This window comes from Erwinia sp. AC075 (genome assembly GCF_979253995.1).
In genome coordinates, this window is the sequence record NZ_CEEDEU010000001.1 from 2,106,249 (window position 1) to 2,119,708 (window position 13,460).

Annotated in this window: 13 protein-coding genes; 8 read left to right on the top strand and 5 right to left on the bottom strand. The window is 54.7% G+C overall.

The window, feature by feature from the left end:
- Window positions 1–192 precede the first annotated feature (192 nt).
- The 3 genes from AC0IXH_RS09880 to ompX form a co-directional block, all read right to left on the bottom strand.
- Entirely contained in the window at window positions 193–1,308 is a 1,116-nt protein-coding gene (locus AC0IXH_RS09880) for an SLC13 family permease (RefSeq protein WP_013201462.1), read from the bottom strand.
- 25 nt (window positions 1,309–1,333) lie between these two features.
- Window positions 1,334–1,786, bottom strand: coding sequence for a manganese-binding transcriptional regulator MntR (gene mntR, locus AC0IXH_RS09885; RefSeq protein WP_013201461.1), 453 nt, complete (start codon window positions 1,784–1,786; stop codon window positions 1,334–1,336).
- A 190-nt stretch (window positions 1,787–1,976) separates the two neighbouring features.
- Window positions 1,977–2,492 (bottom strand): outer membrane protein OmpX, encoded by a 516-nt coding sequence (gene ompX, locus AC0IXH_RS09890; RefSeq protein ID WP_013201460.1) that lies wholly within the window; start codon window positions 2,490–2,492, stop codon window positions 1,977–1,979.
- 365 nt (window positions 2,493–2,857) lie between these two features.
- Between ompX and rhtA the strand changes: the two genes are divergently transcribed.
- The 7 genes from rhtA (at window position 2,858) to ybiO (ending at window position 9,905) form a co-directional block, all read left to right on the top strand.
- Entirely contained in the window at window positions 2,858–3,751 is an 894-nt protein-coding gene (rhtA, locus tag AC0IXH_RS09895) for a threonine/homoserine exporter RhtA (protein ID WP_346566001.1), read from the top strand.
- 386 nt (window positions 3,752–4,137) lie between these two features.
- Complete coding sequence (gene dps / locus AC0IXH_RS09900; protein WP_013201458.1) at window positions 4,138–4,641, top strand: DNA starvation/stationary phase protection protein Dps; 504 nt, start codon at window positions 4,138–4,140, stop codon at window positions 4,639–4,641.
- An 88-nt stretch (window positions 4,642–4,729) separates the two neighbouring features.
- On the top strand, window positions 4,730–4,993 hold the full coding sequence (locus AC0IXH_RS09905) for a DksA/TraR family C4-type zinc finger protein (protein ID WP_013201457.1): 264 nt from the start codon (window positions 4,730–4,732) through the stop codon (window positions 4,991–4,993).
- A gap of 297 nt (window positions 4,994–5,290) precedes the next feature.
- Window positions 5,291–6,037, top strand: a complete 747-nt coding sequence (glnH, locus tag AC0IXH_RS09910) for a glutamine ABC transporter substrate-binding protein GlnH (RefSeq protein WP_013201456.1) — start codon at window positions 5,291–5,293, stop codon at window positions 6,035–6,037.
- A gap of 88 nt (window positions 6,038–6,125) precedes the next feature.
- The gene (gene glnP, locus AC0IXH_RS09915; RefSeq protein ID WP_013201455.1) at window positions 6,126–6,785 is read left to right on the top strand and encodes a glutamine ABC transporter permease GlnP; all 660 of its coding nucleotides are present in this window, start codon (window positions 6,126–6,128) and stop codon (window positions 6,783–6,785) included.
- A complete protein-coding gene (gene glnQ, locus AC0IXH_RS09920) occupies window positions 6,782–7,504 on the top strand; it encodes a glutamine ABC transporter ATP-binding protein GlnQ (protein WP_013201454.1) in 723 nt (240 codons plus the stop codon). The genes glnP and glnQ overlap by 4 nt, the downstream gene beginning before the upstream one ends.
- Window positions 7,505–7,637: 133 nt before the next feature.
- Window positions 7,638–9,905 carry a mechanosensitive channel protein gene (gene ybiO / locus AC0IXH_RS09925; protein WP_346565999.1) on the top strand — a complete coding sequence of 756 codons (2,268 nt, stop codon included), beginning with the start codon at window positions 7,638–7,640 and terminating at the stop codon, window positions 9,903–9,905.
- Here the strand turns inward: ybiO and rlmF are convergent.
- On the bottom strand, window positions 9,902–10,834 hold the full coding sequence (rlmF, locus tag AC0IXH_RS09930; RefSeq protein ID WP_013201452.1) for a 23S rRNA (adenine(1618)-N(6))-methyltransferase RlmF: 933 nt from the start codon (window positions 10,832–10,834) through the stop codon (window positions 9,902–9,904). The two genes, ybiO and rlmF, sit on opposite strands and share 4 nt — an antisense overlap.
- A 126-nt stretch (window positions 10,835–10,960) precedes the next feature.
- Here rlmF and AC0IXH_RS09935 point away from each other — a divergent pair, with 126 nt between their 5' ends.
- The gene (locus AC0IXH_RS09935) at window positions 10,961–11,590 is read left to right on the top strand and encodes a flavin reductase family protein (protein ID WP_471720370.1); all 630 of its coding nucleotides are present in this window, start codon (window positions 10,961–10,963) and stop codon (window positions 11,588–11,590) included.
- 365 nt (window positions 11,591–11,955) lie between these two features.
- Here AC0IXH_RS09935 and AC0IXH_RS09940 read toward each other — a convergent pair whose 3' ends face one another.
- Window positions 11,956–13,458, bottom strand: a complete 1,503-nt coding sequence (locus tag AC0IXH_RS09940; RefSeq protein ID WP_471720371.1) for an HAL/PAL/TAL family ammonia-lyase — start codon at window positions 13,456–13,458, stop codon at window positions 11,956–11,958.
- Between the last annotated feature and the right edge of the window lie 2 nt (window positions 13,459–13,460).

The window sequence follows — 13,460 nt, forward strand, 5'->3', positions numbered from 1 at the left end:
GCGAAGCCCATACCGGGCCTGAAGTCACTCAAGCTGTCTTAACAATAGAAGGAAAACTGACAAAATCAAACACAGCTTTACGACACTATACAGGATGAAAATCAGGGCAGGAAAGAGCGCCAGACAGCCCTAGTAGGCAACCTGACGCATTTAATGGCCGACCGGCCGGTGTGAACTCAGACTTTCCTCACATCAGACCGCATTTAATATCAAAAGCAGTCCCCAGCCTACCGCCATCGCCCAGGCCAGCATCGGCACCGAATAGAGATGGAAATGCCACCAGATGCTGCGGTCTTTTGCCATGCGCAGGGCAATCAGATTCGCCAGCGAGCCGGGTAACAGCCCAAAGCCACCGATGTTGACGGCCCAGGCCATCAGCGTGGTGGCAGGCAGGCTGCTCAGCAACAGGATCGTCGCCGGGACATTACTGATCGCCTGAGACAATCCGATGGCCAGAAGATACTGACCTCCTGCGGACAACTGGGTAATGTGGTGCAGTGAGCTTTGCAGCGCGGGCAATCGCGTCAGTAAAAACACATCAATAAACATCGCGATAAAGACCGCCAGCAGACTCCAGTCGATATTCAGTAGAATCCGCCGCGCCATCAGCATAAACACCGCAAATACCAACGCCAGACCCCAGATCGCCTGATCCAACTCCAGCGCGACGATAAACAGCCCATACAGGATCACACTGGCGATCATCAACGGGCGCTGCCACTGCGGACTGTCCTGCTCACCTGACAGCTCAATTTTCCTGGCGGAAAAACAGAGTGCGGTTAACAGCAGCAGGCTGGCGACCATCACGGCCGCCAGCGGCAGCATCTGCCAGACAAAACCGGCGAATCCGGCCTCACCGTGGCGCCACATCAGAATGTTCTGCGGATTGCCGATGGGGGTTAATAACGAGCCGGCATTAACGGCCAGCGCTTCGAAGATGATCAGCCTGGCGATGGGTAACGTAGAGTAGCGACGCAGCGACAGCGTCAATGGCACCAGAATAAACAGGGCGACATCGTTGGTCAGAAAGGTCGACAGCAAGGCGGCTGCGGCAATCAGGAACAATGCCAACGTGCGTTGGCGATGGAAGCGTTTGACCAGCCTGCGACCCAGCACATCGAAGTAACCACTCGCTTCGATGCCTTTGGTGAGCATCAGCAGGCCACACAGGGTGATGATGGTCGGCCAGTCAACCGCCCGGGGAAGCTGCTGCAGTGAGAATGGAGCAAAAAAGGCCAGTATCAGGCCCAACAGAACTAACAAATGCAAAAAGCGGTCTTGCAAAAAAGGTCTGAGCAGCGTTGCCATAAGGACTCACTGAGAAGGGATCGGGTTATTGACGGCTTTCGTAAAACTTCTGGAAAATAGCCAGGGTTTCATCACTGACATGATGCTCCAGCCCTTCCGCATCACGGCGTGCGGTGTCAGGACTGATCCCTAACGCCAGTAAAAAGGTTTCAACAATATAGTGCCGTTTGCGGCTCTCTTCCGCTAACGCCTCACCTTCCGGCGTCAGAAACACGCCACGATAAGGAATTTGCTCAACCAGCCCACCAATGGCCAGTCTTTTCAACATCTTAGCCACGGTCGGTTGTGACACACCCAGCCGGGCAGCCATATCCACCTGACGGGCTTCGCCATACTGGCGGATTAAATCGGAAATCAGCTCAACATAGTCATCAATCAGCTCGCGACGATGGGCTTCACGTACCTGGCGGAAGCCTTCGACATGCTCTTCGATATCTTTTAGTGGCGCGGGCGCTGCACTTTTGGCGCGACGACTCATTCAGCTTCCTCTTCTTATTCTCGGATACCCAGGTAGCGCATAACGGCAGCGGGTGCCACATTGTAAACTAAGCTCATAGAAGCACAAATATTCGCTTAAAAGCGTCAGTTACTGCAGACAGACAAAAAAAATCCGCCACTGAGGGCGGATTTTTTATAGCACCAGCTAGGCTGGGCTTGAGGGTGACAACTTAGAAGCTGTAACCTACGCCAGCAATCCAGGTGCCAACGTCAACGTTACGGATGCGGCTCTGCTCGTAACCAACGTCCAGGGCAACATCCTGAATGCCTGGGTTGAACTGCATGCCAGCACCGTAGGAGAAACCTACGTCGCTTGAATCAGATTTGTCACGGCTGGTAGTAGAGTTCTGCTGGAATTTACCGTAGCCGATACCTACAACACCATAGATGCTTGCCCAGTCGTTCAGACGGTAAGCAGGACCACCAGTGATACCGTAGTACTGGCCTTTGTTATAGATGCCAGCGTCAGTGTTATCTTTTTCGGTGTAGGTGAAAGAGCCGATCCAGCCCAGTGGATCGCTGCCGTTTTCGTAACGATATTTCAGGTTGAAGCCGTTTGCTTTGTTAGCAACGCCCTGGTAGTCGCTCTGAGCGTAGCCGCCAGAAACGGTGCTTTGTGCCATTGCTGAACCAGCTGAAACGGCCAGTACACAAGCCAGTGCGGAAAGACATGCAATTTTTTTCATAACCACCTCAAATGTGAAAATACTTATTCTCCTGACAACGCTGAAAATATAACAAAACTTAGCCAGAAACTCTGCCTAGATTTTGTTGTCCAACACAATGTTTGGTGTAACAGGACGTTAATGATGGTTCGTATGTCATTCTTTTCTCTTATGATTATCGAGTTCCCTTCACCTTGTCATCATAATGTAAAAAAATGTGCACTCAGATTATTCTTACTAAAATCTGACGTTTCTTTACTGAAACGGCCCTGTTTTTGACAGTTTCTGGACTTTTTTATCCGCCTTTAGATCCGTTTTTAGCCCCCTTCCAGTACACTCAACGGAACTTTTTCCCAAAATGATGGACGAATAAGGTTGGTTCACGGATGTCTTCTGCTGATAAATCTCCACTCTGGCTCCCTGTTGTTGTTCTGCTGATTGCCATGACCTCTATTCAGGGCGGCGCGGCGCTGGCGAAAACCCTTTTCCCTGTGGTTGGCGCGCCCGGCATTACCGCCTTGCGACTGGGGCTGGGCACCGTCATCCTCTGCATTATCTTCAAACCCTGGCGTTTACGCTTCAGTCGGCAGCAGTTTTTACCGCTGTTCCTGTATGGCCTGGCGCTGGGCGGCATGAACTACACCTTCTATTTAGCGCTGCGCACCGTGCCGTTGGGCATTGCGGTGGCGCTGGAGTTTACCGGTCCGCTGGCGTTAGCGCTGGCCGGCTCAAGAAAACCGCTGGATTTCGTCTGGGTGTTGCTGGCGTTACTTGGGTTGTATTTCCTGCTGCCGATTGGTCAGGACATTTCAAGCGTCGATCCGAAAGGGGCATTACTGGCGGTGGTGGCCGGCGCCTTCTGGGCCGTGTATATCCTGGCCGGTAAGCGCGCAGGGTCTGAACATGGTCCGGCGACCGTGGCGATGGGATCGCTGATCGCTTCGGTGATCTATGTGCCGGTTGGCCTGGCGTTTGCCAGCGCCGGGCTGTGGAGCCTGTCGCTAATCCCGGTCGCGTTATTGATTGCGGTGTTGTCCAGCGCACTGCCCTACTCGCTGGAGATGATGGCGTTAACGCGCTTACCTGCTAAAACCTTTGGCACCTTGATGAGTCTGGAGCCGGCGATGGCTGCGCTGTCAGGCATGCTGTTCCTCGGCGAAATCCTCAATTTCGTTCAGTGGCTGGGCCTGCTGGCGATCATTCTGGCCTCTGCGGGTTCAACGCTAACCATGCGTTCTTCAAAGCAGAAAATAGATCCCGTCAGTGAGATCCGCGAATAAAAATTCAGATAATTCTTGCCCCTACAGTGGGGTAAGGATTTTAATCATCGTGTAATACGACGGTTATTAAAAGCGGACCATCGTGTTGATTCAACGGGCAGAAATATCCTGCAAGGGTTATTCATTAAAAATAACGCGCGAGTTGACTGGGGTTTAATAACACCCTTAAAAGCCCTATAAATTAGCACCTTATAAAAACAACCTTGAGTGAGAATATTTATCACTCGCATTTTATTTGTCTGAATTCGTTTAATATCCAACCGCCTGGACGTGAAAGGCCTGCTCTATACAACTAATAGGCAGTAACTTTCCGGCAGAGTTAAAAACCGCTGCTATACTTAATCTCGTACTTAATTAGGACAACCACAATTAAGAGGATATTAATGATGAGTACCGCTAAACTGGTTAAAGCAAAATCTCCTGATCTGATTTACACCCGCAACAACGTGGCCGACGACGAGAAAAAAGCCACCATCGAGGTGCTTAATCGCATAGTTACGGAATTCATTGATTTGTCCCTGATCACCAAGCAGGCGCACTGGAATATGCGCGGCGCAAACTTTATCGGTGTGCATGAGATGCTCGACGGTTTCCGTACCGCGATTACCGACCATCAGGATACGATTGCAGAACGTGTTGTGCAGTTAGGTGGCGTGGCACTGGGCACCACCCAGATTGTTAACGACAGAACACCGCTGAAAAGTTACCCGCTCAATATCCACAGCGTGCAGGATCATCTTAAAGCGCTGGCAGAACGTTATGCCGTCGTTGCAAATGATACCCGCAAGGCAATCTCTGAAGTAGAAGATGAAGACACTGCAGATATCTTTACCGCGGCATCCCGCGATCTGGATAAATTCCTGTGGTTCATCGAATCCAATATCGAATAATGTCGGTCGCCGCGTTTAGCGCGGCTTGAAAGAGCGATTACAGAGCAGATGGCGTTTTCCATCTGCTCTTTTGCATCTGGAGGTCAGTATGGCAAGTGGATGGGCACGTGACGATGCCGTTCAGGAACAGATCGATTCCACCATTGATGATGCCGTATCGCGCGCGCGACGGGCTATCCATCACGGTGTCAGCGCGGAATATTGTGAACATTGCGGTGAGCCAATCCCCGAAGCCCGCCGACTGGCCCTGCCCGGCGTGCAATATTGCGTACAGTGTCAGCAGCAGCGCGACAACCAGCAGGCCGCATCGCTGTATAATCGCCGTGGCAGTAAAGACAGCCAGCTGCGCTAGTTCCCATGCTTTTCACAGCTAAACAAGACTTCGTTAACACTTATTCAATTTCCTCCTTCACTATCAGTTGTTTTTATCCCTCAGTTTGTTAAAAGAAACCCTGCACCATAATGGTTACGTTGCACCAAAGTAGCGCACCATAATGATGCATCGTGGATTTCCCTGCTTTCCAGCCCGGCTTAAATTGACTCAACGTGCTGTTTTCAATATATTTTGAAAAGTTGGCATAATATTTTCATATGGCTGCTGGCACTCAATCAGGCAAAGACCTTGCCTGACGGCAAAAAGGATAAAAAGATGAAGTCGATTGTTAAGTTTTCCCTGGCTGCGCTGACGTTGGCGTTTGCCGTCTCTTCTACCGCCGCAGAAAAGAAATTGGTTGTCGCAACTGACACCGCCTTCGTTCCTTTCGAATTTAAGCAGGGCAACGAATACGTTGGCTTTGATGTCGATCTGTGGGCCGCTATCGCCAAACAGCTGAACATCGAATACACCCTGAAGCCAATGGACTTCAGCGGCATTATCCCTGCGCTGCAGACCCGTAATATCGATCTGGCGCTGGCCGGTATCACCATTACCCCGGAACGCGAAAAGGCGATTGAATTCTCCGATGGCTACTACAAAAGCGGCCTGCTGGTGATGGTGAAAGCCAACAACGATAAGATCAAAAGCATTGCCGACCTCGACGGTAAAGTGGTGGCAGTGAAGAGCGGCACCGGTTCGGTGGATTACGCCAAAGAGCACATCAAATCCAAAGAACTGCACCAGTTCCCGAATATCGACAACGCCTACATGGAGCTGGGCACCAACCGTGCTGACGCCGTGTTGCACGACACGCCAAACATCCTGTACTTCATCAACACGGCCGGCAAAGGCCAGTTCAAAGCGGTAGGCGAGTCGATCTCCGCTCAGCAGTACGGCATCGCCTTCCCGAAAGGCAGCGACGAGCTACGTGAAAAAGTGAATGGGGCACTGAAAGTCCTGCGCGAGAACGGTACCTACAACACGCTGTATAAAAAATGGTTCGGCAGCGAGCCTAAATAATTCAATTTTTTGCAGTCTTTAACGCAGGCTCAGGCCTGCGTTTTTTCACCACCACCAGAATATGTTTTTTGATCCGGAGAAATAAAGCATGCAGTTTGACTGGAGCGCTATCTGGCCCTCGATTCCGGCCCTGCTTGAAGGCGCCCGACTGACGCTGTGGATTTCGGTCCTCGGTTTAGTCGGCGGTCTGATAATTGGCCTGGTAGCCGGCTTTGCCCGTGCTTATGGCGGCTGGATATCCCGCAATATCGCACTGGTATTTATTGAACTGATCCGCGGTACGCCAATTGTCGTGCAGGTGATGTTTATCTATTTTGCCCTGCCAATGGCCTTTACCGACCTGCGCATTGACCCGCTCAGTGCAGCTGTGGTCACCATCATGATCAACTCCGGCGCCTATATCGCTGAGATTACGCGCGGTGCGGTGCTGTCTATCCATAACGGTTTCCGTGAAGCGGGTCTGGCGCTGGGCCTGTCCCGTCGCGAAACGCTGCGCTACGTGATTATGCCGTTAGCGCTGCGCCGTATGTTACCGCCGCTGGGTAACCAGTGGATTGTCAGCATCAAAGACACCTCGCTGTTTATCGTGATTGGCGTGGCGGAACTGACCCGTCAGGGACAGGAAATTATTGCCGGAAACTTCCGTGCGCTGGAAATCTGGAGCGCCGTGGCCGTTATCTATCTGTTTATTACCCTGATGCTGAGCTTCATTCTGCGTCGCATTGAGAAAAGGATGAAAATCCTGTGATTGAATTTAAAAACGTCTCCAAGCATTTTGGCGAAACCCAGGTGCTGCACAACATCGACCTGACCATTCAGCAGGGCGAAGTGGTGGTGATTATCGGCCCGTCCGGATCCGGTAAATCTACTCTGCTGCGCTGCATCAACAAGCTGGAAGAGATCACCAGCGGCGAGCTGATTGTTGATGGTTTGAAGGTTAACGACCCGAAAGTCGACGAACGCCTGATCCGTCAGGAAGCCGGCATGGTGTTCCAGCAGTTCCACCTGTTCCCGCAGATGAACGCGCTGGATAACGTGGCGTTTGGCCCCATCCGCGTGCGCGGCACTAAAAAAGCCGAGGCGCATCGTCTGGCGAAAGAGCTGCTGGGCAAAGTTGGCCTGGCCGAACGTGCCCATCACTTCCCGTCTGAGTTGTCCGGTGGACAGCAGCAGCGCGTGGCGATTGCCCGTGCGCTGGCGGTGAAGCCAAAAATGATGCTGTTTGATGAGCCGACCTCGGCGCTGGACCCGGAATTGCGTCATGAAGTGTTGAAAGTGATGCAGGATCTGGCGGAAGAAGGCATGACCATGGTGATCGTCACGCACGAAGTGGGCTTTGCCAAGAAGGTCGCCTCGCGTCTGATCTTTATCGATAAAGGCCGTATTGCGGAAGATGGCAACCCGGATGAGTTGATCGACAACCCGCCGAGTGCCCGTCTGCGCGAATTCCTGCAGCACGTTTCCTGATCCCCCAGGGCGAACCCCGGTTCGCCCTGTTTTTCACCCACCTTATCTTAACGTGCCCTCTTTACCTTTTGCTGACGCTGAGCCGACTATACTTTGTGGCTGATGCTTTCTCGCGCCGCACTTGGAGAACACGATGTGGGTACCCTCTCCACCCTGGCGCTATGCCTTCAGGTGGCTTTTTTTTGCCGTAATACTGTTTACCGCACCGGCGCACGCCGTGTCACTTCCCGCCGCTGCCGTGGCGGCTTCGCAAACCCAGCAACACAGCGCGACCAGCCAGCAGGATCAACCTGACCCCGCTGAGCAAAAGGCCGCCTATGCCGCGTTAGCCAATATCCTGCAGAACGATCGGTCGCGTCAGGCGCTGATTGACCAGCTCAGAAGCGCCTCAGAGACGCCTGCCAGCGCGCCGGAACCGGTACTGACACCACCTGCAGTAGATGATGATAAAACGGTGCTGGAGAGCGTTACCGACGTCAGCCGCCACTTTGGCGGGGAGTTCCTGACCAAAGTCGAAACGCTGCAACGCAATATTGCCGATGCCCCGCACAAACCCTTTAATCAGCACACGTTCTTCACCGCCCTGAGCCACTTTTCGATGCTGGCCGTGGCGCTGTTCGCCTTTTACTGGCTGATCGGATGGGCAATGACGCCGGTTTACCGCCGGATGGGGCAATGGGGACGGGTGAAAAACAGCGACCGTACCAACTGGCTGCATCTGCCCGGCATGATCCTTGGCGCGTTTATTATCGATCTGCTGTTGTTGGGTATCGCGCTGTTTGTCGGGCAAATCCTCAGTGACGCGCTGAATGCCGGCAACCGCACCATCGCCTATCAGCAAGGGTTGTTCCTGAATGCCTTTGCGCTGATTGAATTCTTTAAGGCGATCCTGCGGCTGATGTTCTGTCCGCGCTATCCTCAGCTGCGTTTTTTCCATTTAGCTGATGACCGCGCCGCATACTGGAACACGCGTCTGAGCTGGCTGAGCGGACTGATTGGCTATGGTTTGCTGGTGGTGGTACCGATTGTTTCCAATCAGGTCAATGTCCAGGTGGCCGCGCTGGTTAACGTGATTGTGATGGGGCTGATTACCGTCTGGGCGTTGTATCTGATTTTCCACAACCGTCGCAATATTCAGCGCGAGTTGGTGAATCTTGCCGACCGTTCCCTGTCGTTCTTCTCGCTGTTTATCCGCGCGTTTGCGCTGGTCTGGCACTGGCTGGCCAGCGCCTATTTTATCGCCCTGTTCCTGTTTTCGATGTTCAATCCCGGCGACAGCCTGAAGTTTATGATGTCCGCAACGGTGCGTTCGCTGGCGATTATCGGCATCGGCGCACTGGTTTCGGGCATCCTGACCCGCTGGATTTCCAAAACCATCATTCTGTCGCCTGACTTACGGCGCAACTATCCCGAGTTGCAGCAGCGGGTGAACGGCTGGATTTCGGTGATGTTAAAGCTGGCGCGCACGCTGACGGTGTTCGCGGTGAGTTTGCTGTTGCTGAACGCGTGGAATCTGTTTGATCTCTGGCACTGGCTGACGGTCGGCGCGGGCGTGAAGCTGGTGGATGTGATTATCCGCATCGTGATGATCCTGTTCTTCTCCGCCGTCGGCTGGACGTTGCTGGCGAGTCTGATTGAGAGCCGTCTGGCGTCAGACTCCCACGGTCGCCCGATGCCCAGTGCCCGAACCCGCACCCTGTTGACCCTGTTCCGCAATGCGCTGGCGGTGGTGATCAGCACCATTACCATCATGATCCTGTTGTCAGAAATTGGTGTAAACATTGCGCCATTATTGGCGGGTGCCGGTGCGTTAGGTCTGGCGGTCTCCTTTGGTTCGCAAACGCTGGTGAAAGACATTATCACCGGGATTTTCATCCAGTTTGAGAACGGCATGAATACCGGGGATTTGGTGACTATCGGCGCGATCACCGGCACCGTAGAGCGGATGTCGATTCGTTCGGTCGGCGTGCGGCAGGATACCGGTGCGTATCACATCATTCCCTGGTCTTCGATCACCACCTTCGCCAACTTTGTGCGTGGCATTGGCTCGTTCGTGGCGAATTACGATGTCGATCGGCGGGAGGACAGCGAGCGAGTGAACAGCACGTTACAGGCGGCCGTTGAGGAGTTGATGCAGGATGCGGATATTCGGGGGATGGTGATTGGCGAGCCGTCCTTTGCCGGGCTGGTCGGGCTGACCAATCAGGGCTTTACGGTGCGGGTGTCCTTCACCACGCAGCCACTGAAGCAATGGACGGTTCGCTTCGCGCTGGACAACATGGTGAAGAAACATTTTGATGCGGCCGGTATCAGAGCGCCGCATCAGACCGTGCAGGTGATGCAGACCGGTAGCGAGATTGACGGTGCCGCCAGCGTCCAGTCGTTACCTGCGCCGGATTAAACGCGGCCCATCTGACGTTCACGCGCCGGTTTTTCCATAAAGGTCCAGGCGATGATGCGGCTCTGTTTTTGCCCCTGCGCCATTTCGATGGTGCGGTAGGCAACGACTTCGTGCTCTTCCAGTGCGCGCCAGATGTCCGGCAGGTTTTCTTTGCGGGATACCAGAGACGTGAACCAGACGCACTGGCGGGAGAAGTTAACGCTTTCGGCGATCATGCGGCTGATAAAGCCTTTTTCGCCGCCTTCACACCAGAGTTCATCCTGTTGGCCGCCGAAGTTGAGCGGAGAGTTTTTCGCCAGGCCGAGGTTACGCACTTTACGCTGGGTACCCTGTTGGGCATCGCCGGCAGAGGCGTGGAATGGCGGATTACACATCACCGCGTGGAAGAATTCGTTTTTGTGGATGATACCGCTGAACATCAGGCTGCTGTCTTTCTGACGACGCAGGCGAACGCCGCGGTTGAGGTCCGGGTTAGCGGCAATAATGGCGTTAGCGGCCTTCATCGCTTCTTCATTAACTTCGCTACCGGTGAAGCGCCAGCCGTATTCGCGGAATCCGATCAGCGGATAGATGCAGTTCGCGCCACAGCCGATATCCAGTACGGTGATGTCGCGCGGCACAGAACGCTTATTATCTTCCGCCAAAAGGTCGGCAAGATGGTGAACATAGTCAGCGCGGCCCGGCACCGGTGGGCAAAGGAAGCCTTCCGGGATGGTCCAGTTAGCGATCTGATAAAAGTGCTGCAGGAGCGCCTGATTCAGGGTACGCACCGCCGCCGGATCGGCAAAGTTCACCGATTCATCACCGTGTTGGTTAACGGCCACAAAGTCTGCCAGCGGAGGAAAGCTGGCGATCAGCGCGGGGAAGTCATAACGCGCGCGGTGACGGTTACGGGGATGAAGCTGTGTTTTTTCGGCGGTGTATTTCATGAGCGGCTCTCTTGTCTGAAGCCGCGTAAGATACCTGCTAAGGTAAAGATCGTAAACACTTCCCGACTTTTTTCCGCGAACAGTTGTTCTACACTGTGCGATTCCCGTAAAGATAAAGGTGTCCTGATGTCCCAATCCCGTTACTCGTATCAACCCCGTCTTGGTCATGGTTTACCGCACGATCCTTTAAACGCCATTATCGGTCCGCGGCCGATAGGGTGGATCAGTTCACAGAGTGCCAGCGGCGATCGCAATCTGGCGCCATACAGTTTTTTCAACTGTTTCAACTATAAGCCGCCGATCATTGGCTTTTCGAGTCAGGGTTGGAAAGACAGTGTGGCCAATATTGTTGAAACCGGCGAGTTTGTCTGGAATCTGGCAACGCGGGAGTTAGCGGAAGCGATGAACGAGAGTTCCGCCTCGGTTGCGCGAGATGAGGATGAGTTCGCGCTGGCCGGGTTAACCGCCTTGCCGGGCACGCAGGTGGCGGTGAGCATGGTCGCTGAAAGTCCGGTCAATTTTGAGTGCAAGTTGACGCAGGTGTTGCAGTTGGAAGGGGTCAACGGCGAGAAGTTGGAGCAGTGGATGGTGTTTGGCGAAGTGGTCGCGATCCACATTGATCCGGGGTTGTTGGAAGACGGCATTTACCAGACGGCGAAGGCCAATCCGATTCTCAGGGCCGGGGGTCCAAGTGCGTATTACGGCATCAGCGAGGAGTTGCGTTTCGATTTGATTCGGCCGGATGCGCGTCGGTAGGGTTTTTGAGAAATAAGGTTAAGGGCACAGGTCAAAACCTGTTCCGGGGTACGGCGTCAGCAAAGGTCAAAACCTGCTCCGTGGTTCGGCGTCAGCAAAGGTCAAAACCTGCTCCGTGGTTCGGTGTCGACATAGGGCACCTTATCCGGGACGCCGTAAATACATCCCTGTAGGCTTGGATGCAGCATCCCTGCTGCATACACCCGGCGAAGGTGCCCTATGCCGCCACCCTTAAGCTTCTGTGTTGTTGGGGAGCTGGGTGGCTGCACAGGTCAAAACCTGCTCCGTGGTTCGGCGTTGTTGTGGAGATTGTGGCTGGGTGGGAAAGTTTTAAGACCGACATGAGCGTTAATCTGTAGTCACTTTCAGACCGCAATATGCTGGGTGCGGATCAGATGCGCGGCTTTTTCGATCTCGGGTGCCAGCCAGCGATCTTCCCGCCAGGTTGCGACTGTCTGTCTCAGCAATCGCCAGGCACGTTGCGTGCCCTCGCCCCCGTGTTCAGCGTTATGGAAGTCCAGCGCCTGGGCGGCAAGCAGGTATTCGATAGCCAAAATCTGTACGGTGTTGTCGGTGAGTTTCAGCAGCTTTAATGCCGCGCTGGTGCCCATGCTCAGGTGGTCTTCCTGCAGGCCGGAGGTGACGTAGTTATCCAGTACCGCGGGCTGTGCCAGCTGGCGGTTCTCGCCGCACAGTGAGGCGGCAACGTATTGCGCAATCATCATGCCGGAGTTGACGCCCGGTTCAGCCACGAGGAAGGCGGGCAGGCCGCTGACCAGCGGGTTGATCAGGCGGTCGAGGCGGCGCTCCGCCACGCTGCCGGTTTCGGCCACCGCAATGGCTAACGCATCGGCGGCCAGCGCCACGGACTGGCCGTGCGGGTTGGCCTGTGACACTACGCGCCACTGCTCAGCCGTTCCCAGCACCAGCGGGTTGTCAGTGGCGGCATTCAGCTCTGTTTCAATCTGCCGGGCCGCGTAATCAAACTGATCGCGGCTGGCACCGTGGATTTGCGGCATCGATCTCAGGCTCAGAGCATCCTGAGTGCGGATGCCTTTGCTCTCGGCGATAATCTGGCTGCCCGCCAGCAGGCCACGCAGTCGTTCCCCCACAATCTGCACGTTGGCGCTGCCTTTGAGTGCCAGGATCTCGGCATCGAAGGCGTCGAGCTGGCCGCGCAAGGCTTCAAAACTCATCGCGCCGGTAACGTCTGCCCAGGCAAATAAGCGGCTTGCTTCTTCCAGCGCCAGGCAGGAGAGTCCGGTCATACAGGGCGTGCCGTTCACCAGGCTCAGGCCATCTTTCGCGCCTAACCGGCACAGCGGCAAATCTTCGGCCGCCAGTGCTTCCGTTGCCGGCACAATTTGCCCGCGATAACTGACGTGGCCGACGCCAATCAGCGCCAGCCCGACATGGGCCATATGCGTCAGGTAGCCAACCGATCCTTGCGTCGGCACCTGTGGGGTGATGCCGCGATTCAGTAACGACAGCAGCCCCTGCACAATTTCTGGCGAAACGCCGGATTTACCGTGGCTGTAGTTGCCAATGGCGGCGCAGATAATCGCCCTGACCTGCACATCCGGCAGTTTAGGCCCGACGCCGCAGGCATGGCTCAGCAGCGTATTGCGTGACAGCAGGCTGAGCTGATCGTCTTCCAGAGTGATATTGCACAGCGCGCCCAGCCCGGTGTTGATGCCATAGGCGATCTGCTTATCGCTGACGATGCGGCTGACAATGTCGCGCGCGGCATAGATGCGCTGCCAGGCGGCGGCACTCAGTTGCAGGCTGGCGGAGGATTTCGCCACCTGCACCACATCCTGCCAGTTCAGACGCGTATCGCCCCAGGTGACCTGCTCTGTTGTGCTCATGG

Bases quoted from the DNA above. Each gene is read 5' to 3' on its own strand.
- dps (WP_013201458.1), top strand. From the start codon at position 4,138: ATGAGTACCGCTAAACTGGTTAAAGCAAAATCTCCTGATCTGATTTAC.
- mntR (WP_013201461.1), bottom strand. From the start codon at position 1,786: ATGAGTCGTCGCGCCAAAAGTGCAGCGCCCGCGCCACTAAAAGATATC.
- rlmF (WP_013201452.1), bottom strand. From the start codon at position 10,834: ATGAAATACACCGCCGAAAAAACACAGCTTCATCCCCGTAACCGTCAC.
- AC0IXH_RS09880 (WP_013201462.1), bottom strand. From the start codon at position 1,308: ATGGCAACGCTGCTCAGACCTTTTTTGCAAGACCGCTTTTTGCATTTG.
- AC0IXH_RS09905 (WP_013201457.1), top strand. From the start codon at position 4,730: ATGGCAAGTGGATGGGCACGTGACGATGCCGTTCAGGAACAGATCGAT.
- rhtA (WP_346566001.1), top strand. From the start codon at position 2,858: ATGTCTTCTGCTGATAAATCTCCACTCTGGCTCCCTGTTGTTGTTCTG.
- glnH (WP_013201456.1), top strand. From the start codon at position 5,291: ATGAAGTCGATTGTTAAGTTTTCCCTGGCTGCGCTGACGTTGGCGTTT.
- glnP (WP_013201455.1), top strand. From the start codon at position 6,126: ATGCAGTTTGACTGGAGCGCTATCTGGCCCTCGATTCCGGCCCTGCTT.
- AC0IXH_RS09935 (WP_471720370.1), top strand. From the start codon at position 10,961: ATGTCCCAATCCCGTTACTCGTATCAACCCCGTCTTGGTCATGGTTTA.
- ompX (WP_013201460.1), bottom strand. From the start codon at position 2,492: ATGAAAAAAATTGCATGTCTTTCCGCACTGGCTTGTGTACTGGCCGTT.
- AC0IXH_RS09940 (WP_471720371.1), bottom strand. From the start codon at position 13,458: ATGAGCACAACAGAGCAGGTCACCTGGGGCGATACGCGTCTGAACTGG.
- ybiO (WP_346565999.1), top strand. From the start codon at position 7,638: ATGTGGGTACCCTCTCCACCCTGGCGCTATGCCTTCAGGTGGCTTTTT.